22 protein-coding genes and 1 other RNA gene are annotated in these 24,905 nt (G+C 57.4%); 10 read left to right on the top strand and 13 right to left on the bottom strand.

The features are described from left to right. Positions 1 to 61: 61 nt before the first annotated feature. From AC3I0A_RS23395 to AC3I0A_RS23385, 3 genes are all read left to right on the top strand, one after another. Complete coding sequence (locus AC3I0A_RS23395) at positions 62 to 1,174, top strand: hypothetical protein (RefSeq protein WP_489374944.1); 1,113 nt, start codon at positions 62 to 64, stop codon at positions 1,172 to 1,174. Between the two features lie 410 nt (positions 1,175 to 1,584). Further along, positions 1,585 to 2,202: a recombinase family protein gene (locus AC3I0A_RS23390; protein ID WP_489374943.1), complete on the top strand. Its 618-nt coding sequence runs from the start codon at positions 1,585 to 1,587 to the stop codon at positions 2,200 to 2,202. A gap of 131 nt (positions 2,203 to 2,333) precedes the next feature. Further along, positions 2,334 to 2,867, top strand: a complete 534-nt coding sequence (locus tag AC3I0A_RS23385) for a hypothetical protein (protein WP_489374942.1) — start codon at positions 2,334 to 2,336, stop codon at positions 2,865 to 2,867. Positions 2,868 to 3,450: 583 nt separating this feature from the next. Here the strand turns inward: AC3I0A_RS23385 and AC3I0A_RS23380 are convergent. From AC3I0A_RS23380 to AC3I0A_RS23335, 10 genes are all read right to left on the bottom strand, one after another. Beyond that, positions 3,451 to 4,488 carry a hypothetical protein gene (locus AC3I0A_RS23380; RefSeq protein WP_489374941.1) on the bottom strand — a complete coding sequence of 346 codons (1,038 nt, stop codon included), beginning with the start codon at positions 4,486 to 4,488 and terminating at the stop codon, positions 3,451 to 3,453. 131 nt (positions 4,489 to 4,619) lie between these two features. Beyond that, complete coding sequence (locus AC3I0A_RS23375) at positions 4,620 to 6,125, bottom strand: YfjI family protein (RefSeq protein ID WP_489374940.1); 1,506 nt, start codon at positions 6,123 to 6,125, stop codon at positions 4,620 to 4,622. Beyond that, positions 6,122 to 6,370, bottom strand: a complete 249-nt coding sequence (locus AC3I0A_RS23370) for a helix-turn-helix transcriptional regulator (protein WP_489374939.1) — start codon at positions 6,368 to 6,370, stop codon at positions 6,122 to 6,124. The genes AC3I0A_RS23375 and AC3I0A_RS23370 overlap by 4 nt, the downstream gene beginning before the upstream one ends. Before the next feature lie 236 nt (positions 6,371 to 6,606). Continuing rightward, positions 6,607 to 7,000: a transfer-messenger RNA gene (ssrA, locus tag AC3I0A_RS23365) on the bottom strand. 116 nt (positions 7,001 to 7,116) lie between these two features. Next, positions 7,117 to 7,392, bottom strand: a complete 276-nt coding sequence (locus AC3I0A_RS23360) for a hypothetical protein (RefSeq protein ID WP_489374938.1) — start codon at positions 7,390 to 7,392, stop codon at positions 7,117 to 7,119. Positions 7,393 to 7,557: 165 nt separating this feature from the next. Next, the gene (locus AC3I0A_RS23355) at positions 7,558 to 10,368 is read right to left on the bottom strand and encodes an FAD-binding and (Fe-S)-binding domain-containing protein (RefSeq protein WP_489374937.1); all 2,811 of its coding nucleotides are present in this window, start codon (positions 10,366 to 10,368) and stop codon (positions 7,558 to 7,560) included. After that, entirely contained in the window at positions 10,365 to 11,036 is a 672-nt protein-coding gene (locus AC3I0A_RS23350) for a LutC/YkgG family protein (protein WP_489374936.1), read from the bottom strand. The genes AC3I0A_RS23355 and AC3I0A_RS23350 overlap by 4 nt, the downstream gene beginning before the upstream one ends. Further along, complete coding sequence (locus AC3I0A_RS23345) at positions 11,036 to 12,502, bottom strand: LutB/LldF family L-lactate oxidation iron-sulfur protein (RefSeq protein ID WP_489374935.1); 1,467 nt, start codon at positions 12,500 to 12,502, stop codon at positions 11,036 to 11,038. The genes AC3I0A_RS23350 and AC3I0A_RS23345 overlap by 1 nt, the downstream gene beginning before the upstream one ends. Next, positions 12,499 to 13,323, bottom strand: a complete 825-nt coding sequence (locus AC3I0A_RS23340; protein WP_489374934.1) for a (Fe-S)-binding protein — start codon at positions 13,321 to 13,323, stop codon at positions 12,499 to 12,501. Before AC3I0A_RS23340 ends, AC3I0A_RS23345 begins: the two co-directional genes overlap by 4 nt. Before the next feature lie 152 nt (positions 13,324 to 13,475). Further along, positions 13,476 to 15,167 (bottom strand): lactate permease LctP family transporter, encoded by a 1,692-nt coding sequence (locus AC3I0A_RS23335; RefSeq protein ID WP_489374933.1) that lies wholly within the window; start codon positions 15,165 to 15,167, stop codon positions 13,476 to 13,478. 261 nt (positions 15,168 to 15,428) lie between these two features. Between AC3I0A_RS23335 and AC3I0A_RS23330 the strand changes: the two genes are divergently transcribed. Then, complete coding sequence (locus AC3I0A_RS23330) at positions 15,429 to 16,196, top strand: GntR family transcriptional regulator (protein WP_489374932.1); 768 nt, start codon at positions 15,429 to 15,431, stop codon at positions 16,194 to 16,196. A gap of 182 nt (positions 16,197 to 16,378) precedes the next feature. Here the strand turns inward: AC3I0A_RS23330 and smpB are convergent, their stop codons facing one another. Further along, the gene (gene smpB, locus AC3I0A_RS23325; protein ID WP_489374931.1) at positions 16,379 to 16,861 is read right to left on the bottom strand and encodes an SsrA-binding protein SmpB; all 483 of its coding nucleotides are present in this window, start codon (positions 16,859 to 16,861) and stop codon (positions 16,379 to 16,381) included. Between the two features lie 118 nt (positions 16,862 to 16,979). On the opposite strand from smpB, the gene AC3I0A_RS23320 reads away from it, so the two are divergent. Genes AC3I0A_RS23320 through AC3I0A_RS23310 form a run of 3 tightly spaced genes read left to right on the top strand, consistent with a single transcriptional unit; the run spans position 16,980 to position 19,132 of the window. Next, on the top strand, positions 16,980 to 18,383 hold the full coding sequence (locus AC3I0A_RS23320; protein WP_489374930.1) for a sodium-dependent transporter: 1,404 nt from the start codon (positions 16,980 to 16,982) through the stop codon (positions 18,381 to 18,383). A gap of 7 nt (positions 18,384 to 18,390) precedes the next feature. Further along, positions 18,391 to 18,825, top strand: coding sequence for a type II toxin-antitoxin system RatA family toxin (locus tag AC3I0A_RS23315; protein WP_489374929.1), 435 nt, complete (start codon positions 18,391 to 18,393; stop codon positions 18,823 to 18,825). Next, a complete protein-coding gene (locus AC3I0A_RS23310) occupies positions 18,818 to 19,132 on the top strand; it encodes an RnfH family protein (protein ID WP_489374928.1) in 315 nt (104 codons plus the stop codon). The genes AC3I0A_RS23315 and AC3I0A_RS23310 overlap by 8 nt, the downstream gene beginning before the upstream one ends. Before the next feature lie 61 nt (positions 19,133 to 19,193). Here the strand turns inward: AC3I0A_RS23310 and AC3I0A_RS23305 are convergent, their stop codons facing one another. After that, positions 19,194 to 19,721 (bottom strand): outer membrane protein assembly factor BamE, encoded by a 528-nt coding sequence (locus tag AC3I0A_RS23305; protein ID WP_489374927.1) that lies wholly within the window; start codon positions 19,719 to 19,721, stop codon positions 19,194 to 19,196. A gap of 98 nt (positions 19,722 to 19,819) precedes the next feature. Here AC3I0A_RS23305 and fur point away from each other — a divergent pair, with 98 nt between their 5' ends. Then, positions 19,820 to 20,224 (top strand): ferric iron uptake transcriptional regulator, encoded by a 405-nt coding sequence (gene fur / locus AC3I0A_RS23300; protein WP_489378584.1) that lies wholly within the window; start codon positions 19,820 to 19,822, stop codon positions 20,222 to 20,224. 79 nt (positions 20,225 to 20,303) lie between these two features. Here fur and recN read toward each other — a convergent pair whose 3' ends face one another. Beyond that, positions 20,304 to 21,977: a DNA repair protein RecN gene (gene recN, locus AC3I0A_RS23295; protein WP_489374926.1), complete on the bottom strand. Its 1,674-nt coding sequence runs from the start codon at positions 21,975 to 21,977 to the stop codon at positions 20,304 to 20,306. 251 nt (positions 21,978 to 22,228) lie between these two features. Here recN and grpE point away from each other — a divergent pair, with 251 nt between their 5' ends. Together grpE and dnaK are read left to right on the top strand one after the other, a co-directional pair. After that, positions 22,229 to 22,795, top strand: a complete 567-nt coding sequence (grpE, locus tag AC3I0A_RS23290) for a nucleotide exchange factor GrpE (RefSeq protein WP_489374925.1) — start codon at positions 22,229 to 22,231, stop codon at positions 22,793 to 22,795. 102 nt (positions 22,796 to 22,897) lie between these two features. Beyond that, the gene (gene dnaK / locus AC3I0A_RS23285) at positions 22,898 to 24,814 is read left to right on the top strand and encodes a molecular chaperone DnaK (protein WP_489374924.1); all 1,917 of its coding nucleotides are present in this window, start codon (positions 22,898 to 22,900) and stop codon (positions 24,812 to 24,814) included. Positions 24,815 to 24,905: the final 91 nt, after the last annotated feature.

Below are 24,905 nucleotides of genomic sequence, written 5' to 3'. Positions count from 1 at the left end.
TTGCCAAGTGCGCTAAACGGTTTGGCCTGCTGCAACAGCACTATGCGTCATGAGGCAAAACATGGATCACGCACCTTCAGCGTCGAAGCTCAGGCACCTGCCAGGCCGAATCCGCTTGATAGTACTGATCGTCACCACCTGCTACGTCGTCGGGTGCGGGACGCTGGGGCCGACCTCGATTCAGCGTGACCGCACAGACTATGGCGGAGTGATTGCCACGACCTGGAAAGAACAGACACTGCTCAATATCGTCAAGTTGCGCTACGGAGACGCGCCGGTGTACCTGGAAGTCTCCTCGGTGATCAGCTCCAGCGCGATGCAGAGTCAGGTCAGCCTCGCTGCGGGCTGGTTTTCGGGATTTCCTAGCGACGGAAACAGCCAGCTCATAGGCGCATCAGGCGTGTACACAGATCGTCCGACGATCAGCTATACACCGCTCTCCGGGGAGAGGTTCTCCCGCTACCTGCTGCGGCCGTTATCCCCAGCGGCCGTATTCTCTCTTATTCAGGCAGGCTACCCGGTCGATCGCTTGCTGCAATTGACCACCCGAGCCGCCAATGGCGTCTACAACCGATCCGCATCGCCCGCGCGTTTTCGTGCTGCTGACCCGCGGTTCTATCAGTTGCTGGAGGCATTAAGGCGGATACAGCGTTCGGAATCGCTAGGAATACGAATTAATTCACGCACGAACGATGACAGCACGCTGCTCATGATTACGCGGGACGTTCCCGATGATGTCGAGAACGATCGCCATGCTGTACGAGAGATTCTTCGCTTGCGCCCCGATTCGAATGAACTGACGCTGACCTTCGGCATGGTATCCAGGAGCGATACCGAGATTGCCTTGCTGACGCGCTCCATGTCGGAAATATTCCTGGAACTCGCCTCGACCATCGAGGCCCCTCCCGTCCATGTGCAGGAGGGACGTGCCAACCCAGCGCCTGTCCTGCCTGAGCATGCCAGTCCATGGGACGATCCGCTGGTGCGCATCCATTCGAGTGCGGAACGACCCGCCGATGCGTATGCAGCCGTTCACTATCGCGACTATTGGTTCTGGATTGACGACCGCGATATGAAATCCAAATCGGAGTTTTTGTTCATTCTCGTGCTGTTCTCTCTTGCCGAAACGGGCGTGTCACCGCAGGCGCCTGTGATCACCGTGCCTGCGAACTGAATCGCCCCTGATTCCATAGACACTCTGATCGTCCTCTTCTGGCCGTTTTCTGCCTGTCACGCCCGACCGGTTGGAATCGTTTTTTCCCTGTCAAAGTTGTTGCCTAGGTCTTGGAAAGGCGCGTCAGTGGGAAAGTGAAGTAAGAGGTATTTCTTTCAATACGTCGCCATTCCTGGTTGGAATTGCTACTGACAAATACAGAATTCAGGTAGTCCTCAGTTTCTCCAATCGCTGTCATCGGCTGCGTATCAGTCCGAGTGCGGGTAATCGGCCTTGTTCTGTCGTTGATTTTTAGGGTATGCCTATCCAGATACGGGCAGATTTTGCCTTTTTCAGCCTTTTCGCTTGATAAGTAACACCCAAAGTGAAACAGTGTTATGAGAACACCCTAACTGATACAGGCACCCATCATGTTCATCCGCGCATACCTCCGAGCATCGACCGAAGAGCAGGACGCCGGCCGCGCCCGCGAATCACTCGAGCAGTTCGCCGCCGATCACGACAAGACGATTGCCAGTGTGTACCTGGAGAATGCCAGCGGTGCGACCGCAGACCGGCCTGAACTGTTGCGTCTGCTCAAAGATGCGCGCAAGGGTGACGTACTGCTGGTGGAGTCGATCGACCGCCTCTCACGCCTTCCTGTAGAGGACTGGCAGAAGCTCAAGGCTGCGATTGATTCCAAGGGGCTGCGCATCGTCGCGCTCGACTTGCCAACGAGTCACCAGGGAATGCAGGACACCAAGGGCGACGAGTTCACCGGCAGAATGCTGGGGGCGATCAACTCAATGCTGGTGGAAATGATGGCCGCCATTGCGCGTAAGGATTACGAGCAGCGCCGCGAGCGTCAGGCCCAAGGCATCGAGAAAGCCAAGGCCGCCGGCAAGTACCAGGGGCGCCCGGTTGACGCCGATCTGCACAAACGAGTTAAGGAGTTGCTTGGCGCAGGCTTGGGAATCCGCGCAACAGCACGACACGCTGACTGCTCCACCACCACAGTGCTTCGAATCAAAGATTCATCGTCACGCTGAACACTCCCGTTGCTCTTGGCCAAGTTTGACCATCGCCATCAAAGTGCTAGCGTCAAGGTTTCCGCGTGAAGTGAACGCAGAAACGGGCAGCATAGATCTGCCCTGCCATGGATCGAATAAGGAAAACTATCATGGGTCTTGATTACAGGAATATTGACGCACGCTCACGTGAGCATATGGTTCAAGAAATTGAAGCAGACATTCGCGCGGATAAGCTTTTTTCTGGCAAGCGTCTAACTGAAGAGGGAGTAAAAGCCTGGCCCGAACTGTTGAAAGAGGCAGCAGCCAATCATTCGGATGACTGGCTAGCCGATCAGATAAGAGCTCGTCGACTGATAAAAACCCAAGAGCAAAAAGCCAAGCCAAAAGGTGGGTTCACGCTAGCGCAAGTCCCACATAACGCCCCAGAAACCCTCGCAGAGGGCGAATTCAACCGTTACTTCGTCCGCGGCCTATGCCTTAAAGCCATCGAAGAACAAATCCCTGAACTGGTAGCGTATCGTGCGCGACACTCAGCGGCACCTCGTCCAGAGTCAGAAGCGGTCATAGGAAGAAGGTTCGCCCCTGAGCAGTTACTCGAAGATCTCCGTAACTCCCCAGGCGTAGAGCCGGCATTGGGCGTTCCTCCGGGACCTAACTCTGGACTGTCTGTGAAAATCCCATAGTTGGCGATTCGATAGCCGACACAAAAAAGCCCCGCCAAGTTCAGCCTGAGCGGGGCTTTTTCATCTGCGCTTGCTGTCACCCTGCTGTCACGAGTATTTCATGCTGTTAGGGATTTTCCAGAAAGCGCCTTGTTTTATTGGTGTCCCAGGGCAGGTTCGAACTGCCAACCTTCCCCTTAGGAGGGGCGAATTAATTTCGTAGGAGCACCCGAATTGCGGTTTCTGGTCGGCTGTTGCCCCTCACCAGCGGCAACAGTTGATCCAATATAGATCGGCGGCCGCTAGTAGGAGTCGGGCAACTCCAGCACAAACAAATGCTGACATGGCCTGATACGCCCGCTTTTCCTGTTGGCTGATCTACTTCTCTCGGCTATGCGGAGCCGTTGCGGCTCCACTGCTGCTACCGCGTCTTCAGGGCGCAATCTGTCGCAGTTATCTCCCTTGGTTGCATCGTGAACACCGTCAGGAGCGCCTTACCAGGTGAGCGCGCTGCTAGATGTTTCACACTACGACATTGTTCGATTGTTCGATTGTTCGATTGTTCTGCCTCGGCCTTGGTAGCTATGTGCTTGCCGACGGCGGCTTACTTACCGACAAAGTACATGGCCTTCCCTTGGTTGAGTATTGCTGCTGGTTTAGCGTTCTTTCGCAGCTGTTGGCCAGGATGGTAGATGTAAAACCATTCAGGGAGGTTTTGCGACATGAGCTGCATGGCTTCGGCCGGTGTTAGATCGTTCTTGCTCCCGTCCACCGTGAACCGATTGTTCAGAATGAAGATCGGCCCGTAAGCGCTTTTCGCCTTCACGAATTCGGGTGGGGAGGCGTTAGTTGCAGTAAACGGAGTGGGGCGGTCTGCAAGAAACGCCGCCGGGTTCGGATAGGCACGAGAGTGATTACTTGGGTACATCCCGACTTGCAAAGCCAGAGAGGATCGAGCCTTCGGGAACGATTTTTTCCTTGCGTCCTCCATGGTTTTCAGCACAAGCGTGGATGCTTCCTCGGGTGAGTGTGCGAGTTCGCTGGGCACCCATGCGGCGGTCTGGTAAGTCCGTGCTGGATCGCTTGAACCGCCTAGTAGCATCAGGCCAATTCCAACCCCAGAAGCCACGCCACTGCTGAGTCCGGCAGGAGGGGCAACAAAGTTAACACCTGCCAAAGCTGCGTCTGCAGCTACACCACCAGAGGGTGCCGCTGTCATACCTCCTGGTGCTTTAGCAATCAGATCAAGCGGAACGTCACGCTGACCAGAAATCCCCATGGCGGTCAGGATGTTCATGGCATCAGACCATTTCTCTTTCGGTACATCTTTGGGATCGGGAAGCTGCACAGTGTTTTCCTGCGTTGCCCCTGCGCAGCCAACCAGTACCGCTATTGTCGCTGTAAGGATGGTCATGCGAATCGTTGTTTGTTTTTGCATCGTGAACTCCTTGTCTTGATGGCTATAGGCTACCAGTGTTGCTTGGTAACCCAAACAACACTGGTCCAAAGCAGGTAATGTCTTGCGATCCTTTTCTTGAACTGAATAAGCGGAGAGGGCAGCTATTCCCACCCAAGAAGAGCGCCCACTGAACGGCTTTTCTTGGTTGGGGGGCTTTATCTCGGTAATGGCTGGATTTTCCAAGCAGACCGTCCACCACTTACCGATTTCCATGAATAGGAAAAGAGAGGTACCTACAAAACCTACAAAACTGGCTTTCGTAGGTTTTGTAGGCGAGATCGCAGGCCTTTTTGAGTAAATCGGTCGGGTCGAGCCTACGTTCTCCGCCAAACATATCGTGTTGACGGACGTCCTCCTTTCTCGCCGGCAACCTCGTAACCAACAATGAAGTCGTGTTCCAGCAGAATTGCGAGTGCATTGTTTACAGCGTCCTGGGAGCCCAATCCCGTCCAGTTCTTCTGGCGTACCTCCCGTGGGGTAAACGGCTCGGGCAATTTCCGCTGTCGCTCCAAGATCAACCGTGCCCCCAGTAGCGGAGCGTTGATTGCAACGCCGTAAAACCTCTCGGCGTGGCTCATAAGGTAATCCGCCCACTTGACCGCTCGTGTGGTTGCAGCGCTACGTACCTCCTGCATTCCTCCGTCGATTAGCTCAAACAGAAGGGCCAATCCAGCAATGGTTTGCGGCATTTTCATGTAGTGAGATTGCAATGCTGGATGCAAATCTCCACATCTGATTTGCTGCATGTGACGGGAATACCACGCATTAAATATCTCCTGCGCCTCAGTGCTGAATCTGAGTTCGGAGCGAGGTGCATCGGGGAGTTGGTCTAGCTTTTCGATAACCCTCTCTGCTCGCTCAGCAGCGGCTTTATTGGGCATTCGGTCCACGAGTCGCCATTCACGAGCATCGTCGGGATATACGGCGAGTTGCATGCGTTGAATCAGACCATCATCCATTTCACCGTTGATTGCTGCACGTACAAGGGATTCTATTCGGGATGGTTGAATACATCCTATCAACGATAAGCAGCATGACTCGATGAAAATGGTGCCGCGACCGATTCGGTCGTAGGTGAACGATCCATTTCCATCAAAGCACTCCAGGTAGAAGGCTCTGGCTACGGAGCCTTCCTCACTCTGTATTGTCGCCAACCAACCACCGAGCTCGTCACGCGCGAGCAACAGTCCATTGGGGTTCTCGTTGAGCAGCTCTCCAAGCTTCTCAACGGAAGAGTCGTTGACAATGTATCTGCGCGGGACCGGAGCCTGTGGGTCACTGGAAAATCTGTTCAACTCAGCGAGTGCTGCACTTTTGTCTCCGTTGTTGAGAAGTTTTTTTGCTTTCTCTCTGGCGCTCTTGCGCTCCATCTCAAGCAGTTCGCAGTTTGCATTGTGGTCGGCTTCAGCCTGACAGTGCTTTGTTCGCTCCTTTGATTCCAGTGCTTCCAAAGGACGTAAAGCTCGTTTTAACGCGGGGGACTTCATCGCTGATGGGCGACCAATGATGACGCCCCACTGGTTGGGAATCACAGTCCAGTCATCATGTTGCTTCGGGTGGATGGAAAACTTGCGACCGACCACGGCGCTGATAGCAACCAGCAGCGCCACTCCAACAAAATCTGGCGGACACTGGGTGCGTTCAGCTATATCGCGAACGTGCTCGCACAGGTCCATTGGCAGGAGTTCATCGCGCCAAGGCATGACCTTCGGAAGACCGTTTGGGAGTGGGATTGGAACAATGCTCGGGTTCAAAAACAAGGAAAGCGCAGGATCAGGCATCTCCACTGTAAAAGCAGGGAGCCGCTCGTATTTGGTCATTGCTCATCCCGCCTTACGATGTCGAGTGCATCTCCATCTCGCTCGAGAATTTTTTTCTCCAGCCAGGCTTCCACCTCCGCGACGACAAAATATATTGCAGCCTGTTTGCTCTGCCCGAATTTGATTGGGCGGGGGAAGCTGAGATCTGATTCGCGCATTTTCTCTAAGCCGGAGCGGCTTTTGTCAAAGCAACGCTGCAGGGTGGCATGGCTGATCAGATACTTTTTGTGGGTATATGTCGGCATGTATGGGTCTCTGTGAGTAAGCCGACACCCATTTAATACGCCCTCCCGGTAGCTGGGGTGCGATTTCACAACACAAAAACGACTGAAAACATTCGTGAGGACGTGAGGCGGAGAATGGTTCGCAGGGTAGGTATAGAGGCTGTCATTAAGCTGGCATAACCGAGCCAAAACCACCCATTCAGGCACAAAAAAGGCACTTGCGATAATCGCCAAGTGCCTGATTTGTAACGCTTATTTGGTGGAGCCGGGGGGATTTGAACCCCCGTCCGCCAGTACTCCGCTGTCGGTACTACATGCGTAGCCGTGTCTATTAAGTTAACCCTCAGCGACCCGACGGGCAGGGTGCTTTGGGCGAGTTGTGTGAGTTTTAGCCGCTTCGTCCACAACGTACTGCACGGCGATTCTGTTCTATATGACAATCACTTTGGGTTTACAGACATCCCCTGATGATTGCTGGCACCGAAGTGACCAGGAGGGAAGGGCTAAGGCTGCTTACGCAGCGAGAGCGTATTCCCCGTAGGTTTCGTCATTGGCAACTATAAGTAGTTGCAACAGTGGATTTACGAGTTCTGTTACCAACTCGGCATGCACCTAGAGTTTCGCAACCGGCGTCGAATCCTAAACGGCCCCGAACCTGCTGTGTGTAACCAGCAGGTAGGCACAGTGTACGCCAATGCGCGCGGCGAGTCGACCTTCTGTCCGTGCTTGCGTGTCAGGGCCAACGCTGGATTGGCTCTGGGCCGGCCCTATTGGCTATTGGTGTGGCTTTGAATCTCCTGGAGCGCCTGCTGCGTCAGGGAAACACACTCTTTGTCATTCTTTGCTTCGTGGGCGGCTTTGGCTCGCTCGGTTTTGGTGATGGCCTCACCTTTGGTGGCGGCGTCCAGCGTGGCAGCGCTGGCCAGCTTGCTATTGACTGCCTGGAGGTTCATTACGCACTGATCGCTCTCGTTTGAAGCGTACGCGGGGGAGGCCAGCAGTGTTGCAGTGATGAGCAGTCCAGCCAGGGCGGAACGCTTCATGGGTATCTCCTAAAACGAATGGGCAGTGGGCCACGCTCATTGGGGCCTAATAAATGGACTGTGACGGCGCGCAAGGGTTCTGTTTTGCTTACGATGGAGTGAGAGATTTTTCCGGGACGCGGATACGAAAAAGGGGCAAAACGCCCCTTTTTTCGTTCCGCGGTGTCAGACCGCTCTGGCCTGGGTGACCCGGTCCACGAGGTAGACCAGCCCGTGATAATCGATCCCGCCGTGCCGAGTCAGACCAATTTCACAGGTGCGACTGGTGGAAATGCCTTCGCTGCAATGCTGTACCGCATCCTTCAAGCTGCGCAGCGAATGAGCATTCAACTCGGGTGTGGTGAAGCCTTTGTCGCCGGCAAAACCACAGCAGTGAATACCCTCGGGGATAACCACGTTGTTGCTGCAACGGCGGGCCAGATCGATCAGCGCCTGGCTTTCCCCGAGGTGCTGGGTACTGCAGGTGACATGTACCGCGATCGGTTCTTCCTGAGGCGTGAAGTCGAGTTTGTCCATCAAGTGGGTGCGGATAAACCGTACCGGGTCGTACAGGTCCAGCCGCACATCACCGAGGTCTTGTACCAGACGCAAGGTGCAGGGGCTGGTGTCGCAGTAGATCGGATCGAGCCCGCCGCGGCTGGCGTGCAGCAGTGCGCCGATCAGCTCCTGGCGCTTGTGTTCGGCCTGTTCCGCGTAGCCCTTGGAGGCGAACGGCTGACCACAGCACAGGCTGTCCTGATTGTCCGGGAACACCACTTGGTAACCGGCCTTTTCCAGCAGGCCACGGGTCTTGTCATAGAGCGGCATCTGCTCCTTGTCGCCCGCCGCGGGCCCCATGACCCGCGATACACAGGCCGCCAGATAGACCACCCGCGGCCGTTGATCTGTCACCGCCGGACTGAAGCGAATCGCCCGTTCCGGTTGCGGCATGGCGTTGGTCCATTGCGGGACTTTGCCTTTGGACAGTCTGGTCACTGCAGCAGAAATCTTCGCCAGCCGCGGCGCACCCAGCAACATGCGCGCCCCGTTGGCGGCGTGCAGGGTGAAGCGCGCGCCTTGCAGTGCGGTTTCAAAGTGCGTGCCCAGCCAGTCAGCGGTTTTTGTGTGGGTGGCGGTGCGGCTGCGCAGCTTCTTCACCAGTTCGCCGGTGTTGATGCCCACCGGGCAACGTTGCGCGCACAGACCGGTGGCGGCGCAGGTGTCGAGGCCCTGATATTGGTAGGCCTCTTCCAGCTCCGAGGTGTCGATGCCGGCGCGTTTTTTCGCCTGGATATCGCGCCAGATCACGATGCGTTGGCGCGGGCTCAGGGTCAGGCCTTTCGACGGGCAGACCGGTTCACAGAAGCCGCACTCGATGCACTTATCCACAATCTCGTCGGCGGCGGGCAGCGGCTTGAGGTGCTTGAGGTGGATTTGCGGGTCTTCGCTGAGGACCACGTCCGGATTGAGAATTGCGTTCGGATCGAGCAGTCGCTTGATTGCCCACATAAGCTGGTAAGCGTCGCTGCCCCATTCCAGCTCGACGAAGGGCGCCATGTTGCGCCCGGTGCCGTGTTCGGCTTTCAGCGAACCGCCAAACTCTACAGCCACCAGTTGCGCGACGTCGTCCATGAAGGCCTGGTAGCGCGCGACTTCCTCCGCGCTGTTGAAGCCCTGGGTGAAGACGAAGTGCAGATTGCCTTCCAGGGCATGGCCGAACAGGATCGCTTCGTCATAGTGATGCTTGTCGAACAGTTCGATCAGCCGGTTCACGCCGATGGCCAGTTGTTCCACCGGAAAGGTCACGTCTTCGATGATCACCGTGGTGCCGGTTTTGCGCACTGCGCCGACGGCGGGGAAGGTGTCTTTGCGGATCGCCCAGAGTTTGGCGTTTTCCACCGGGTCTTCGGTGAAGTCGACCTGCTTCTCCACGGGAAACGAGACCAGCGAAGTCATGATCTGCGCCAGTTGTTCCTGCAGCAGCGTTGAAGTGGCGGCGCGGGACTCGATCAACAAGGCGCAGGCGTTGGCCGACAGTTGCTGAACGAACGCCGGCATCCCCGGTTTGTCCTGTACCGAGCGCAGGCTGCGGCGGTCGAGTAGTTCGACGGCCGAGACCGGTTGGCTTTTCAGGACGGTGACGGCGTTGCAGCAGGTTTCGACATCAGGAAAGACGATCAGCGCCGAGGCTTTGTTCGGATGATCGATCACGGTGTCGTAGGTCACCGCGCTGATAAAGCCGAGCGTGCCTTCGGAGCCCACCAACAGGTGGCTGAGAATATCCAGCGGCTCGTCGAAATCCACCAAGGCATTGAGCGACAGGCCAGTGGTATTTTTCAGGCGATATTTGTGGCGGATTTTCGCGGCCAGTTCGGTGTTGGCGCGAGTCTCGCGGCTGAGGGTTGCCAGTCGTTCCAGCAGGTCCGCATGACTGTCACGGAAGGCAGCGACGCTCGCCGCGTCCTCGGTATCGAGACGACTGCCATCAGCCAGTACCAGACGAATGCCAGCGAGGGTGTGATAGGTGTTTTGCGCCGTGCCGCAGCACATGCCGCTGGCGTTGTTGGCGACGATGCCGCCGATTTTGCAGGCATTGATCGAGGCCGGGTCCGGGCCGATCTTGCGTCCGAACGGCGCGAGCCAGGCATTCGCCTGAGCACCGATGACACCCGGTTGCAGGCGGATCTGCGTGCCCTGGCCGCGAATCTCTTTGCCGCCCCAGCTATCGCCTAGGACGATCAGCACCGAGTCGCTGATGGCCTGCCCTGAGAGACTGGTGCCCGCCGCGCGGAAAGTCACCGGAACCCGGTCGCGTTGCGCCAGTTTCAGCAGGGCGACCACTTCGTCTTCGGACTCGACGCGAATCACCAGTTTGGGAATCAAGCGATAGAAGCTGGCGTCGGTGCCGAATGCGAGGGTCGAGAGCGGATCATCGAAACGCCGATCCTGGGGAATCAGTTGTTGTGCATCGCGCAGAAAAGCGGCCGGTAGACTCATTGGTCCTCCAGGATCAATACAACCAGGTCTTTCGGACCGTGAGCACCGTAAGCCAGGACTTGTTCGATGTCGGCAGTCTTCGACGGGCCGGACACCAGCAAAGCGTTGGTCGGCATGCCTTGGGCCCACTCGAACTGCATCTGCACCTGATAGAAATTGTCATGGATTTCGCTGGCCTTGAGCAGCGCGAAATGCACCGGCGGCACCAGGCTCATCAAGCGTGGCTCTTCGCGGGTCGGCCAGATGATCAGGCTGCCGGTGGCGGCAATGGCCCCGAGGGTGGTGGTAAGGCTGGCCGGGGTGTCGTTGAACAGCTCGGCTTTCCATTCTTCCACGGGGCGGTCGTAGGCTTTGAGTGTTGGCAGCGTCGGATGTTGCGCCCAGTGCTCGGTCACGCGCTGGCCGTGTGGCGTTGTCGGCGCGATCAACAGGCTTGGCAGCTGGCGGTCATGCAACAGTTGCGCGAGCAGCGCGGGCCACGCCTGTTCGGACGTCAGGTGGATTTCGGTGTGGACCGCTTCCATCTGTTTGCACAGTTGGGCGATGCGCTGCTGCGGTGGATAAGTCCAGGACTCGGTCACCAGTGCTTCGTCGAAGTTGTCGGCCACAGGCGTAGTGCCGGCCAGACTTTTGCGCAGCTTGTTGAGGATGTTCTGCTTGGCGCTCATCAACGATCTCCCTGTTTGGCCAGGTGCTCGCGGGCCATGTCGTGCAGTGAACGGGCGGCAGGTTTCGGCGCGCTGTGGTTTTGCGTCCAGGGGCCGACGTTGCTCGGAGTCAGGGCGCGCAGGCGGGTGGCGCAGAACACGAACAGCCGATACAAGGTTGGCGAGGCGTTCAGCCGGGCCCAGGCGTTCCAGATGAAACGCTCTTTGCGCGAGTACTTGCTGCCCTGGCCGCGCATCACTGGATGAGGGCTGTCCGGGGCTTTGACGTTTTCTTCGCGCAGGCGGCGCAGCAACGCCGGGATCGGAATTTTCACCGGACAGACTTCACCGCAGGCACCGCACAGCGATGAGGCGCTCGGATGATCCGGGACTTTTGCCAGACCGACCATGTGTGGGGTAATGATTTTGCCGATCGGGCCGGGGTAAACCTCGCCATAGGCATGGCCGCCGATGCGGGTGTAAACCGGGCAATGGTTCATGCAGGCGCCGCAGCGGATGCAGTTCAGGGTCTGGCGCAGTTCACTGTCGGCAAAGGCCTGGCTGCGACCGTTGTCCAGCAGCACCAGATGCACTGCTTGCGGACCGTCGAGTTCATGTTCCTTGCGCGGGCCGGAGATCATGTTGACGTAGGTGGTGATCGGCTGGCCGAGGGCTGAGCGGGTCAGCAGCGAAAGCAGGGGAACCACGTCGCGCAGGTTCTCGACGACTTTCTCGATCCCGGTGACGGCAATGTGCACCGGTGGCACGGTGGTGGACATGCGGCCGTTGCCTTCGTTTTCCACCAGCAGCAAGGTGCCGGTTTCGGCCACGGCGAAGTTGACGCCGGAGACGCCGATGTCCGCTTCGAAGAATTTCTGCCGCAGGACCTTGCGACCGATCTGAATGAGTTGGTCTACGTCCTTGGTGTACTCCACGCCAAGTTTGTCGTGGAACAAGGACGCGACCTGACCGGCATTCTTGTGGATCGCCGGCATAATGATGTGTGAAGGCTTCTCGTGATCGAGCTGGACGATAAATTCGCCCATGTCCGACTCCAGGCATTCAATGCCTTGAGCTTCGAGGACATGGTTCATCTCCATCTCTTCGCTGACCATCGATTTGCCCTTGATCACTTGCCGCGCCTCGTGAGCCCGGATGATCGAGAGGACGATGCCATTGGCCTCGTCCACCGTTTCCGCCCAGTGCACTGTCACACCGTTGCGGGTCAGGTTCTGTTCAAGCTGCTCGAGCAGGTCGGGCAGCTTTGATAACGCACGAGCGCGGACTGCATTGCCGAGCGATCGTAAATGTTCTCTTTCGTGAGCATCGCTGAACGACGCCGCACGTTTGCTCATCAGTGAATCCATCGCGCTGCGAAAGTTGTTTCGCAGTTGCGTGTCGGCCAAAGCCTTGTGAGCCCGGGCGCGAAAATCTTCCTGCACTTCTACGTGCTCTTGGTGAACAGGAATCAGCTCCGGCGTGCTCATTTCGCACCTCCGGTACGCTGCCAGAGGAAGCTGGCCAGATGTTGGCCGCGTAACGCTTCTTGCTGTTTTTCCAGCGAGCCATTGATGTTCATCAAACAGCCGCAGTCGGCACTCAGTACCTGGTGCGCGCCGGATTCCTTCAGCGCACGGGTCTTGTCGGCGACCATCGCACCGGAGATGTCCGGCATTCGGACGCTGAAAGTCCCGCCAAAGCCACAGCATTCACTTTCGTGGCTGTGTTCTACCCGTTTCACGTTGCTCAGCTGTGAGAGCAACTCACGCCCATGCAAATGGGTGTTCATTTCCCGCCGCGCCGAGCACGAGGTGTGCAGCGCCACTTTGACCGGTGCGCCGCTGTCCTTGAGCTGTACCTTGCAGACAAACAGCAGGAACTCGGCCAGCTCAAAGGTCCGCGCAGCCAAGGCTTGAACCTGTTTCAACGTATCCGGCTCGTCCTTGAACAAGTCGGCGTAGTGTTCGCGCAGCATCCCGGCGCATGAACCGGACGGCACCACCACCGGATAATCCCCGGCGAACAGCGCCAGTTGCGAGCGTGCCACCTGCCGCGCTTGCTCGGTGTAACCCGAGGTATAGGCCGGTTGCCCGCAGCAGCTTTGCCCTTGCGGGTACTCGACCCGAATGCCTTCGCGTTCGAGCAGGTGAATCGCGTCCATCCCGGCTTCTGGGTAGAACAAGTCGACCACGCACGTACCGAACAGATAGACCCTTTGCGGTTTCTCGCTCGGGTATTGGCGCGGTTCGGGCAGTGGCGGTGCGACGCGGGTCGCGTTGGGCACCGCGTTGTAAAAAAGCTCGCTCATCAGGCGTGTCTCCGGGTGGTCCCGGTTATCCGTCTGGTGCAGCCACTGAAATATAGAACCTGAAGCTTTCAGCAGCCTTGCAGACCGGGTTGTGAATAGCTGACGCCGAAGTCATGGTCCGGCGTCGGTTTTTACCGTAACGCGGGTGGTTCTTAATGCACCAGCATGCCGGTGAACCAGTAGGCCTGAGCCAGGGTGATCAGGCCGACGATGGTGGCAAAGAATAGGCTGTGCTTGAGAGTGAAGCGGAATAGATCGGATTCCTTGCCCACCAGACCGGTCGCGGCGCAGGCCACGGCGATCGATTGCGGCGAAATCATCTTGCCGGTCACGCCACCGCTGGTGTTCGCCGCCACCAGCAAGACATCGCTGACGCCGATCTGGTGTGCGGTAGTCGCTTGCAGCGAACTGAACAGCGCGTTGGATGAGGTATCGGAACCGGTCAGGAACACCCCCAGCCAACCGAGGAACGGCGAGAAGAACGGGAACGCCGCGCCTGTACCTGCCAGCACCAGGGCCATGGTCGAAGACATGCCCGAGTAGTTGGTGACGAAGGCGAAGGCCAGCACCATGCCAATGGACAAGATCGGCCAGCGCAGTTCGTAAAAGGTCTCTTTTAAAGTGGTCAGACCAGTTTTTAAGTTGATCTTCAGCACCAGCATCGAGATCAGCGCGGAGAAGAAAATCGCCGTGCCGGTCGCGGAAACCGGATCGAGTTTGAACACCGCCGGCATCGCCGTCGGGGCCGTCACGATCGGTGCGATCTTGATCACCATTTGATCCAGGTGCGGGATAGCGAAGTTGAATACCCAGCTATACATCGAGCCACCTGCAGCGAACATGGCCTTGAACGGTTTCAGCGTCCAGATCGTGACCAGCACGGTGAGGATCAGGAACGGCGACCAGGCTTTGAAAATTTCCCCCAGGCTGTAAGGCGAAGCCACGGTGGTGCGCTTCTGGCCGAAACCACCGACGCTGGCCACCACGGAAGCCGAGACGGCGCCGACGATGTGTGCGCCTGCGGCGCGTTTTGGCTGCCAGACTTTCAGGAATAGCGTCAGAGAAATCAGGCTGGCCAGCGCCGAGGTGATGTCCGGCAGCTCCGGGCCAATGAAGTTCGAAGTGAAGTATTGGGTGACGGCAAAGCTCAAACCGGCCACCAGTGCCGCCGGCCAGGTTTCCCGAACGCCGCGCAGGCCATCCATCATGAACACCAGCCAGAACGGCACGAACACTGACAACAGTGGCAGTTGGCGCCCGGCCATGGCGCCGATCTTGAACGCGTCGATGCCGGTGACTTGCCCGGCGACGATGATCGGAATCCCCAATGCGCCGAATGCGACGGGCGCAGTGTTGGCGATCAGACACAGGCCGGCAGCATACAGCGGGTTGAAGCCCAGGCCGACCAACAGTGCAGCGGTAATCGCTACCGGAGCGCCGAAGCCGGCGGCACCTTCCAGGAAGGCGCCGAAGCAGAAGCCGATCAGCAGCACTTGCAGGCGTTGGTCGTCGGTAATCGACAGCACTGAGCTGCGGATGACTTCGAACTGGCCGCTTTTGACCGTCAGTTTGTAGAGGAACACCGCTGCCACGATGATCCACGCAATCGGCCACAGGCCGTAGGCGAAGCCATACCCGGCCGCTGCGAAGGCCATATCGACCGGCATCTGGAACGCGAAGATTGCCACGGCAATGGACAACGCCAGGGTAATGCTGCCGGCGATGTGTCCTTTGAGACGGAACACGGCCAAGGCCAGGAAGAAAAATACGATGGGGATGACGGCCGCGAGCGCGGACAAGCCGAGACTGCCGAGCGGGCTGTAGAGCTGTTGCCAGGTTTGCATATGGGGTGGCCCCTAATTGTTGTTGGTCAGGCACTGGTCAGCGTTCTTGGTTAATTGGTAATACCAATTTACAATCGCTGTGGGCTAGGTTAAAAGCCTTATGTGTGACGTGTCAATTTGTCGCCCTCAGACTTTTGTCGAATGCGCTGCGCAAATGTCTTCTGATCGGGTCAATCAAACGCTGTCTGGTAGGTGCTGGCGTGGCGCCAATAGGCCAGAATAGAGAGCCCGGCGAGCCGTCGGGATCGTGGAGAATGAGTTATGGGGTTTGATCAGATTCGTCAGCGCCGTTTGTCTGACGATATTGTCGAGCAGCTCGAGGGGATGATCCTCGAGGGCACGCTGAAGTCTGGCGAGCGGCTTCCGGCCGAGCGAGCGCTGGCCGAACAATTTGGTGTGTCCCGTCCTTCATTGCGCGAGGCGATCCAGAAGCTGGCGGCCAAAGGGCTGCTGGTCAGTCGTCAGGGCGGGGGGAATTATGTGGTGGAATCCCTGGGTTCGACCTTCAGCGATCCGCTGCTTCATCTGTTGGAAAGCAACCCCGAAGCGCAACGCGATCTGCTTGAGTTTCGACATACCCTCGAAGCGTCCTGTGCTTATTACGCGGCATTGCGGGCGACCGAAGTCGATCGCGAGCGGTTGACCGCAGCGTTTGACGAGTTGCAGGACTGCTATTCGCGCTCAGGTGAAGTGAGCCGGCTGGAGGAGGGCGCGGCGGATGCGAAATTCCACCTGGCGATTGCCGAGGCCAGCCATAACGCGGTGTTGCTGCACACCATTCGCGGCCTGTTCGATTTGCTCAAGCGTAACGTGGTGACCAACATTGGAGGCATGTACAAGCAGCGCAGCGAAACCCGCGACATGCTGATCAGTCAGCATCGGGAATTGTATCTGGCGATTATCGAAGGGCGGGCGGAGCAGGCGCGGGAAGTCTCCAGTCGACACATTCTATATGTGCAGGAAGTGCTGGAAGAGGTGCGTCAGGAAGTGCAGCGCATGGCCCGGGCGGAGCGGCGCAAGGGGATGTAGAGCGGGAGTGGAGTTTACTGTGGCGAGGGAGCTTGCTCCCGCTGGGGCGCGAAGCGGCCCCAAGACCAGTCAACGCGATTCTTCAGGCAGAATGCATCCACAGGTTTTTACGACTACTACGTAGCCGAGCGGGAGCAAGCTCCCTCGCCACAAAAGCTCGCTCATTCAGCAGGCAAGAAGAACTAGTCTTCCTTGCCCTTGCTGCGCACCGCACGCTGCAATTCACGATCGGAATCGCGTTCGCGTTCGGTATGACGCTTGTCGTATTCCTTCTTGCCCTTGCCCAGAGCGATCTCGCACTTGATCAAGTGCTTGCTCCAGTAGAGCGCCAGGCAGACGCAGGCGTAACCCTTCTGCTGCACGGCGGCAAACAGCTTTTCCAGCTCTCGCTGGTTGAGCAGCAGTTTGCGACTGCGCGTGGGGTCGGCGATGACATGCGTACTGGCGGTGGTCAGGGGGGAGATATGGCTACCAAGCAGCCAGGCCTCGCCATCCTTGAGCAGCACGTAACTGTCGACCAGTTGTGCCTTGCCTGCACGCAGACTCTTTACTTCCCAGCCGGCCAGGACCAGACCAGCCTCGAAACGGTGTTCGATGAAGTAATCGTGACGCGCCTTTTTATTTTGCGCGATGGTCCCTGTTGGGTGTTTCTTTTGCTTAGCCATAGGGGCGGCATTATAGGGAGTTGCACGCTTGTCGGCTACGGTGAAGCTGCGTGCTTGAGCACGTTGAGTGAATCCCGGACAATGCGCCCTCTTTTTTGATCGGTTGGGCGTGTTAACGATGTCGACAGACAAGGTTTCTGTCCACGGCGGATGGGCTAGCCGCTGGGTCTTTATACTCGCTGCGACCGGTTCGGCCGTGGGCCTGGGTAGTATCTGGAAATTTCCCTACATGGTCGGCGTCTACGGCGGCGGTGCGTTCGTGCTGGTGTTCCTGGCCTGTATCGCGTTGATCGGCGTGCCAGTGATGCTGGCCGAAACCCTGATCGGTCGCCGCGCCCGGCAAAGTCCGGCGAATGCCTTGAAGGTGCTGGCGCTAGAGGCGGGGCACTCTGCCAAGTGGTCCTGGGGGGCTTTTGCCGGGATGATCACGGCGTTGCTGATTCTGTCTTTCTATAGTGTGGTGGGCGGCTGGTCGCTGGATTACATCATCGATATGGGGCGTGGCGACTTCCAGGGTGTGACGGCGGACCAGGTGGGTGCGTATTTCGGCGGCGTGATTGCCGACCCTTGGCGCCTGACACTTTGGCATACGATTTTCATGCTGCTCTCGGCCGTGGTGATCGCCAAGGGAGTGGTCGCCGGTCTGGAGCGCAGCCTGCGGATCATGATGCCGCTGCTGTTCGTGATGATAGTGATCCTGTTGGGCTACAGCCTGACCACAGGACACTTTATGGAAGGCGTGCATTTCATGTTCGACTTCCATCCGGACAAGCTGCTCGACGGCTTGCTGCCTGCCATGGGCCATGCGTTTTTCTCGCTGAGCGTCGGTGTCGGCTCGATCATGATCTACGGCGCTTATATGCCGAAGAATTCGTCGATCTCCGGGACGATTGTCGGCGTGGCGCTGCTGGACACTTTCGTCTCGCTGCTGGCGGGACTGGCATTGTTTCCGATTGTGTTTGCCGCCGGCCTGAACCCGAGCGAAGGGCCCGGGCTAATGTTCGTCAGCTTGCCATTCGCTTTTGGTAACGTGGCATTCGGCCAGGTGATGGGCGTCATTTTCTTCATTCTGGTGGCAATCGCTGCCTGGAGTTCGGCGATTTCCTTGCTGGAGCCGATGGTGGCTTACCTGGTCGAGCGGACTGATATCCGCCGTGGCTGGGTGACTTTCTGGCTGGCGTTTATCTGCTGGTTCGTGGGTTTGGGGACGGTGTTCTCCTTCAATATCTGGCAGCAAGCCAAATTTTTCGTGAACGATGGTGCCGGTTTTCATCTCTACCAATGGGGTGCGGCAAGCGGCCTGGACTTCTTTGGCGTGATCGATTTCTTCACCTCGCGCATCATGTTGCCCCTCGGTGGTTTGTGTTTCGTGGTGTTTGCGGGGTGGGTAATGGGGCGTGAGGCTGTACGTGATGAGTTGTCGATCCGCAGTCCGGTTCTGTTCGCTTTGACCTTGTTCTTGATGCGCTATGTGGCGCCAATCGGCATTCTCGTAGTGTTTGCCGCCCAGCTGTGGAAGTGACGCTGACATGACGACACATATTCAACGTTCGGCCCTGCTGCCTTATCCGGCGCAAGCCCTCTATGACCTGGTCAATGATGTGGCGCGTTACCCGGAGTTCTTGCCATGGTGCTCTTCTGCCGAGGTTCTGGAGGTCAGTGACGAGCACATGCGCGCCAGCCTTGCCGTTGCCAAAGGCGGGCTCAGCCAGCATTTCGTAACGAGCAACACCTTGGTCCCGGGGCATTCGATTGAAATGAATCTGGAAGAAGGCCCGTTCAATCAGTTGCACGGTGTCTGGGTGTTCAAGCCGCTGGGTGAGAAGGCCTGCAAGATCAGTCTTGATCTGGCCTTTGATTATGCGGGCCCGATTGTCCGGGCAACCTTGGGGCCGTTGTTCAATCAGGCCGCCAACACCCTGGTCGATGCTTTCTGCCAGCGCGCCAAGCAGCTTCATGGTTGAGTCATTGGTTGAGATCGAGGTGGTGTATGCCGCCGTTGATCGTCAGGTGTTACTCAAGGTCGCTGTGCCGGCGGGCTCTACTCTGCGTGCGGCCCTGTTGAGTTCGGGAATCGGCGTACAGTTTCCCGAGCTGGATCTGGCGAATTGTCCGCTGGGGATTTTTGGCAAAGTGGTAACTGATCCGGATAGTCGAGCAGTGCAGGCGGGGGATCGAATAGAAATTTATCGCCCGCTTCTGGCCGATCCCAAAGAAGTCCGCCGATTGCGCGCCGCTAAAGCCGCGCAAGCAAAAGCACGGGATCAATAGCTTCACTAAACGACAGGCAACAAAAAGCCCGGGCATGCCGGGCTTTTTGTTGTGTTGCAAATTATTGCGGCGAAGTTTCCAACGGCTCTGGAGTCGGGATCGGAACAGTTTCTACTTTGTCCACGTCCTTCTGAATCTGATCCAGCAGGGAGCCCGGCTTGACCGGTTTCTCTGGTTTTGGCTTCTCGACACTTTCCGCAGGAGCCGTCACTGTAGTGCCGCTGTCCTTGCCGAGAATGGCTTCGTCACGGCTTACACCAGGCATGAAATCGCCCGACAGGCTGACGAGTTGGTCATTGCCATTGAAGATAACGCTGACGCGTTCCTGTTGGCGTTCACCGCCACCGGGTTGCAGGCTATACAGGTAATCCCAGCGATCGGCATGGAACGTGTCGGTCAGCAGAGGGTTGCCCATAATAAACCGTACTTGCCGACGGGTCATTCCCGGGCGTAACTGGTCTATCATGTCCTGCGTGACGACATTGCCCTGCTGGATGTCGATTTTGTAAACCCCGGGGAATGAACAACCGGCGAGTGCGAGCAGTCCCACAAAGGTGAAACTGGTTAGCAGGAGCTTGGTGTTTTGCATCGGTGGGCGACTTCCACTATCTTGGCTGGGACAACGTAAACCCCGATCATACCCGCATTAAGAGAAGCTGCGAAGCAGCATCCGCGAGAAAGCTGACCATGGTTGAAAATAGCGAACTACGTAAAGCCGGCCTCAAAGTGACCCTGCCACGGGTCAAAATTCTACAAATGCTCGATTCTGCCCAGCAGCGACACATGAGTGCCGAAGATGTTTACAAGGCGCTGATGGAAGCTGGTGAGGATGTCGGTCTGGCCACGGTTTACCGTGTTCTGACTCAGTTCGAAGCAGCTGGACTGGTGGTCCGTCATAATTTCGACGGCGGTCACGCGGTATTCGAGCTGGATGACGGCAAACATCACGACCATATGGTCAACGTTGAGACCAGCGAGGTCATCGAATTCTTCGACGAAGAAATCGAGAAACTTCAAAAGGCGATCGTTGAGAAGCATGGCTTCGAGATGGTGGATCACAATTTGGTGTTGTACGTACGCAAGAAAAAGTAAGCATGTCGCGCGGGAGACCGCGAAACGATCGAAGGCGACTTTCGCAGACTGCGGGGTCGCCTTCGTGCTTTCTGCCGTCTCAGATTTTTGCGGTGACAACCATCTTCTTCGCGTGCGCCAGGGATTCCTTGGTGAGATCGATGCCGCCCAGCATGCGCGCCACTTCCTCGACCCGTTCGGTTTTACCCAGCCTTGATACAGCGGTGTGGGTGGCATCGCTGCCGCGGACTTTGTGCACGAAAAGGTGTTGGTGACCCTGGGCAGCCACTTGCGGCAAGTGGGTGACGGTCAGAACTTGTCCGCGCTCGCCCAGCCGTCGCAGCAGTTGACCAACAATTTCGGCGGTCGGCCCGCCGATACCGACGTCCACTTCGTCGAACACCAGCGTTGGTACCCGGGACGTTTGTGCGGTAATGACCTGAATGGCCAGGCTGATCCGTGAAAGCTCGCCGCCCGACGCCACTTTGGCCAGCGCTTTGAGTGGTTGTCCAGGGTTGGCGCTGACCAGTAGCTCCACCTGCTCCAGGCCATTAGGTAGCAGTTCATTACTGGTGTTGGGGCGCAGCTCGATGGTGAAGCGCCCACCGGGCATGCCGAGGCGCTGGATCTCGATTTCGACGGCGCTGGCCAGGCTGGTTGCCGCCTGTTGGCGCAAATCGCTCAGCTCTCTGGCTTTCTCCTGATAATGCCGGGCAAATGACGCCAGCTCGTCACCCAGGCGCTCAATGGATTCGTCGTTGGCGTTCAGTGTTTCGATCTCGTCCAGCAGCTTTTGCTGCATATCCGCGACTTCGGTGGGTTGGATGCGGTGTTTGCGGGCCAGTGTATAAATCGTATCGAGGCGTTCCTCGGTTTGCTGAAGGCGTGCCGGATCAGCGTCGAAGTGATCGAGAAACCGATTCAGTTCGCCAACGGCTTCTTCAACCTGAATCTGCGCACTCGTCAGCAAATTGGTCGCTTCGCCCAGGGCGCCTGTGGAGTTGTTCACGCTCGATAGGCGATTAAGGCTGGCCGTCAGGGCATTGAGGACATTTCCTGAATCGCTTTCACTGCACTGCTCGACAACCTGTCGGCAAATGCCCAGCAGGGTCTCGGCATTGGTCAGGTTTTTGTGTTCTTGTTCCAGTTGCTCCAGCTCATTCTCGCCAAGGCCGAGGTTTTCCAGCTCCTCGAGTTGGTAGCTGAGCAGTTGATGTCGGGCGCGCTGTTCATCGCCGGAGTTGGAAAGATGCTCCAGTTCCTGGCGGGTCTGGCGCCAGCGCTGGGCGGCGAGTTGTACCTGGCGGGCCAGGTCGGTGGCGCCGGCGTATTCGTCGAGCAGGCGGCGATGGGTGTCGGTTTTCAGCAGGGACTGGTGTTCGTGCTGGCTGTGAATATCGATCAGCAGTTCGCCGAGGGCTTTCAGGTCGCCGAGCGGGCAGGGGGTGCCGTTGATGTAACCGCGTGAGCGTCCTTCGGCAGTGATTACCCGGCGCAGAATGCACGGACCGTCACTGTCGAGGTCGCGCTCGGCCAGCCAGGTGCTGGCTTCTGGAATGTCCGCCAGATCGAAGGTGGCCAGAATATCGGCCTTGTCCGCACCCGGGCGAACGACGCCGCTGTCGGCGCGATCACCGAGGGTCAGGCCCAGAGCGTCGAGCATGATCGACTTGCCGGCGCCGGTTTCGCCTGTGATTACGCTCATCCCGCGATCCAGTTCGAGATCGAGGTGTTCAACAATGGCGTAGTTATGTACGGACAGGTGCACCAGCATAGAAGCCGCTCCCAGGTGTTAGGTATGGTTATTTATACAGTGTTTTGTTTCTGGCTGACAATGCCTCCCCTTAGCTCGATTTGCTTGAGTGCCTGTATTTTTTAGCGCACTCAGGAATGATGATGCCCGGATATTTTGAAGGGTTAAGGTCTTTTGCCCCTCTGTCAGCCCTTGAACCTGAAAATTGCGACCCCATATACCGGGGCAGAAGCGCGAGTTGAGCTCGCGGACGAAATTGAAAGGAGAAATCTATGGCTGACGAACAGACGCTGGATACGCAAAATCTCGACGCCGATCAGGCTTCCCAGGATTCGGGTGATGACCTGGCGGCTCGTGTACAACTGCTCGAAGAGCAACTGGCTGGCGCCCATGATCAGGCTTTGCGTGTCGCTGCCGATCTGCAGAACGTCCGCCGTCGTGCCGAGCAAGACGTGGAAAAAGCCCACAAGTTCGCGCTGGAAAAATTTGCCGGTGACCTGCTGCCGATCATCGACAGCCTGGAGCGTGGTCTGGAGTTGTCCAACCCGGACGACGAAAGCATTCGCCCAATGCGCGAAGGGATCGAGCTGACCCTGAAAATGTTCCAGGACACCCTGAAGCGTTATCACCTGGAGGCGATCGATCCTGAAGGTGAACCCTTCAATGCCTCGCAGCACCAGGCGATGGCCATGCAGGAAAGCGCCGACGTTGAGCCAAACAGCGTGCTCAAGGTGTTTCAGAAGGGTTATCAGCTCCATGGTCGCTTGCTGCGTCCGGCCATGGTTGTAGTCAGCAAGGCGCCTGCCGCGGTTGCGCCTTCGATTGACGAACAGGCTTGAAATTAGCCGCAAGGCCCCCATTTAGAAGTCAAGCGTTTAAGTGCTACCGCAGTTAGCCACCACTGCTGCGGCAACCAAATCAAAAGTTTATGGAGAGTTAACATGGGCAAAATTATCGGTATCGACCTGGGGACTACTAACTCCTGCGTCTCCGTGCTTGAAAACGGCAAAGCCAAAGTCATCGAGAACGCCGAAGGCGCGCGTACTACTCCGTCGATCGTTGCCTATGCCAACGACGGTGAAATCCTGGTTGGCCAATCGGCCAAGCGTCAGGCTGTGACCAATCCGCACAACACCCTGTATGCGGTGAAGCGTTTGATCGGTCGTCGTTTTGACGAAGAAGTCGTACAGAAAGACATCCAGATGGTCCCTTACAAGATCGTCAAGGCGGATAACGGCGATGCATGGGTCGAAGTCAACGGCCAGAAAATGTCTCCGCCGCAGATTTCGGCTGAAATCCTGAAGAAGATGAAGAAGACCGCCGAAGACTATCTCGGTGAGACCGTGACCGAAGCGGTGATCACCGTTCCGGCCTACTTCAACGACAGTCAGCGTCAAGCCACCAAAGATGCCGGTCGCATCGCGGGTCTGGACGTAAAACGTATCATCAACGAACCAACCGCAGCCGCTCTGGCTTACGGTATGGACAAGGCCAAGGGCGATCACACCGTGATCGTTTACGACCTGGGCGGCGGTACTTTCGACGTTTCCGTGATCGAAATCGCTGAAGTCGATGGCGAGCACCAGTTCGAAGTGTTGTCCACCAACGGTGACACTTTCCTCGGCGGTGAAGACTTCGACATTCGTCTGATCGACTACCTCGTCGACGAATTCAAGAAAGAAAGCGGCATGAACCTCAAGGGTGACCCGCTGGCGATGCAGCGCCTGAAAGAAGCTGCTGAAAAAGCCAAGATCGAGCTGTCCTCCAGCCTGCAGACCGACGTCAACCTGCCGTACATCACTGCAGATGCGACCGGTCCTAAGCACTTGAACGTGAAAATCTCGCGCGCCAAGCTGGAAGCGCTGGTTGAAGACCTGGTTCAGCGCACGATCGAGCCTTGCCGTATCGCACTCAAGGATTCCGGTATCGACGTTGGCGCGATCAACGACGTGATCCTGGTCGGCGGTCAGACCCGTATGCCACTGGTTCAGAAGCTGGTGACCGAGTTCTTCGGTAGAGAAGCTCGTAAAGACGTTAACCCGGACGAAGCTGTAGCCATGGGTGCTGCTATCCAGGGCGCGGTATTGGCCGGTGACGTGAAAGACGTTCTGCTGCTCGACGTCAGCCCGCTGACTCTGGGTATCGAAACCATGGGCGGCGTGATGACTGCGCTGATCGAGAAAAACACCACGATTCCTACCAAGAAATCCCAGGTGTTCTCGACTGCCGATGACAACCAGGGCGCAGTGACCATTCACGTCCTGCAAGGCGAGCGTAAGCAAGCCGCGCAGAACAAGTCCCTGGGCAAGTTCGACCTGGCCGAGATTCCACCGGCTCCACGTGGCGTGCCGCAAATCGAAGTGACCTTCGACATCGATGCCAACGGCATCCTGCACGTAGGCGCCAAAGACAAGGCTACCGGCAAGACTCAGTCGATCGTGATCAAGGCCAACTCCGGTCTGTCCGAGGAAGAAATTCAGCAGATGGTTCGTGATGCTGAAGTCAACGCCGAAGAAGATCGCAAGTTCGAAGAGCTGGTCTCTGCCCGTAACCAGGGTGATGCCCTGGTTCACTCGACTCGCAAAATGATCGTGGATGCTGGCGACAAAGTGTCTGCTGAAGAGAAAACCGCGATCGAAGCTGCTCTGGTTGCACTTGAGACCGCTATCAAGGGCGACGACAAGGCTGTCATCGAGGCCAAGGTTGAAGAGCTGTCCAAGGTGTCGGCTCCAGTTGCTCAGAAAATGTACGCCGAGCAAGCCAACCCGGCAGATGCGGCGGCCAAGCCAGCTGAATCGGCTGAAAAAGCTGATGACGTTGTCGACGCCGAGTTCGAAGAAGTGAAAGACCACAAGTAAGTTAGCTTTGGTCGGCCGGTTGACTGCGATTAAGCGGTGACTGGTAGGATGTCGCCGCGCGGGAGCTTGCTCCCGCGTTGGCGTGTCTGGA

This window comes from Pseudomonas sp. KH_024_B2 (assembly GCF_057839965.1).
The sequence above is the reverse complement of the archived record's forward strand: the minus strand, read 5'-3'. Positions and strand labels throughout refer to the sequence as shown.

Bases quoted from the DNA above. Each gene is read 5' to 3' on its own strand.
- AC3I0A_RS23395 (WP_489374944.1), top strand. From the start codon at position 62: ATGGATCACGCACCTTCAGCGTCGAAGCTCAGGCACCTGCCAGGCCGA.
- AC3I0A_RS23390 (WP_489374943.1), top strand. From the start codon at position 1,585: ATGTTCATCCGCGCATACCTCCGAGCATCGACCGAAGAGCAGGACGCC.
- AC3I0A_RS23385 (WP_489374942.1), top strand. From the start codon at position 2,334: ATGGGTCTTGATTACAGGAATATTGACGCACGCTCACGTGAGCATATG.
- AC3I0A_RS23375 (WP_489374940.1), bottom strand. From the start codon at position 6,125: ATGACCAAATACGAGCGGCTCCCTGCTTTTACAGTGGAGATGCCTGAT.
- AC3I0A_RS23370 (WP_489374939.1), bottom strand. From the start codon at position 6,370: ATGCCGACATATACCCACAAAAAGTATCTGATCAGCCATGCCACCCTG.
- AC3I0A_RS23360 (WP_489374938.1), bottom strand. From the start codon at position 7,392: ATGAAGCGTTCCGCCCTGGCTGGACTGCTCATCACTGCAACACTGCTG.
- AC3I0A_RS23355 (WP_489374937.1), bottom strand. From the start codon at position 10,368: ATGAGTCTACCGGCCGCTTTTCTGCGCGATGCACAACAACTGATTCCC.
- AC3I0A_RS23350 (WP_489374936.1), bottom strand. From the start codon at position 11,036: ATGAGCGCCAAGCAGAACATCCTCAACAAGCTGCGCAAAAGTCTGGCC.
- AC3I0A_RS23345 (WP_489374935.1), bottom strand. From the start codon at position 12,502: ATGAGCACGCCGGAGCTGATTCCTGTTCACCAAGAGCACGTAGAAGTG.
- AC3I0A_RS23340 (WP_489374934.1), bottom strand. From the start codon at position 13,323: ATGAGCGAGCTTTTTTACAACGCGGTGCCCAACGCGACCCGCGTCGCA.
- AC3I0A_RS23335 (WP_489374933.1), bottom strand. From the start codon at position 15,167: ATGCAAACCTGGCAACAGCTCTACAGCCCGCTCGGCAGTCTCGGCTTG.
- AC3I0A_RS23330 (WP_489374932.1), top strand. From the start codon at position 15,429: ATGGGGTTTGATCAGATTCGTCAGCGCCGTTTGTCTGACGATATTGTC.
- smpB (WP_489374931.1), bottom strand. From the start codon at position 16,861: ATGGCTAAGCAAAAGAAACACCCAACAGGGACCATCGCGCAAAATAAA.
- AC3I0A_RS23320 (WP_489374930.1), top strand. From the start codon at position 16,980: ATGTCGACAGACAAGGTTTCTGTCCACGGCGGATGGGCTAGCCGCTGG.
- AC3I0A_RS23315 (WP_489374929.1), top strand. From the start codon at position 18,391: ATGACGACACATATTCAACGTTCGGCCCTGCTGCCTTATCCGGCGCAA.
- AC3I0A_RS23310 (WP_489374928.1), top strand. From the start codon at position 18,818: ATGGTTGAGTCATTGGTTGAGATCGAGGTGGTGTATGCCGCCGTTGAT.
- AC3I0A_RS23305 (WP_489374927.1), bottom strand. From the start codon at position 19,721: ATGCAAAACACCAAGCTCCTGCTAACCAGTTTCACCTTTGTGGGACTG.
- fur (WP_489378584.1), top strand. From the start codon at position 19,820: ATGGTTGAAAATAGCGAACTACGTAAAGCCGGCCTCAAAGTGACCCTG.
- recN (WP_489374926.1), bottom strand. From the start codon at position 21,977: ATGCTGGTGCACCTGTCCGTACATAACTACGCCATTGTTGAACACCTC.
- grpE (WP_489374925.1), top strand. From the start codon at position 22,229: ATGGCTGACGAACAGACGCTGGATACGCAAAATCTCGACGCCGATCAG.
- dnaK (WP_489374924.1), top strand. From the start codon at position 22,898: ATGGGCAAAATTATCGGTATCGACCTGGGGACTACTAACTCCTGCGTC.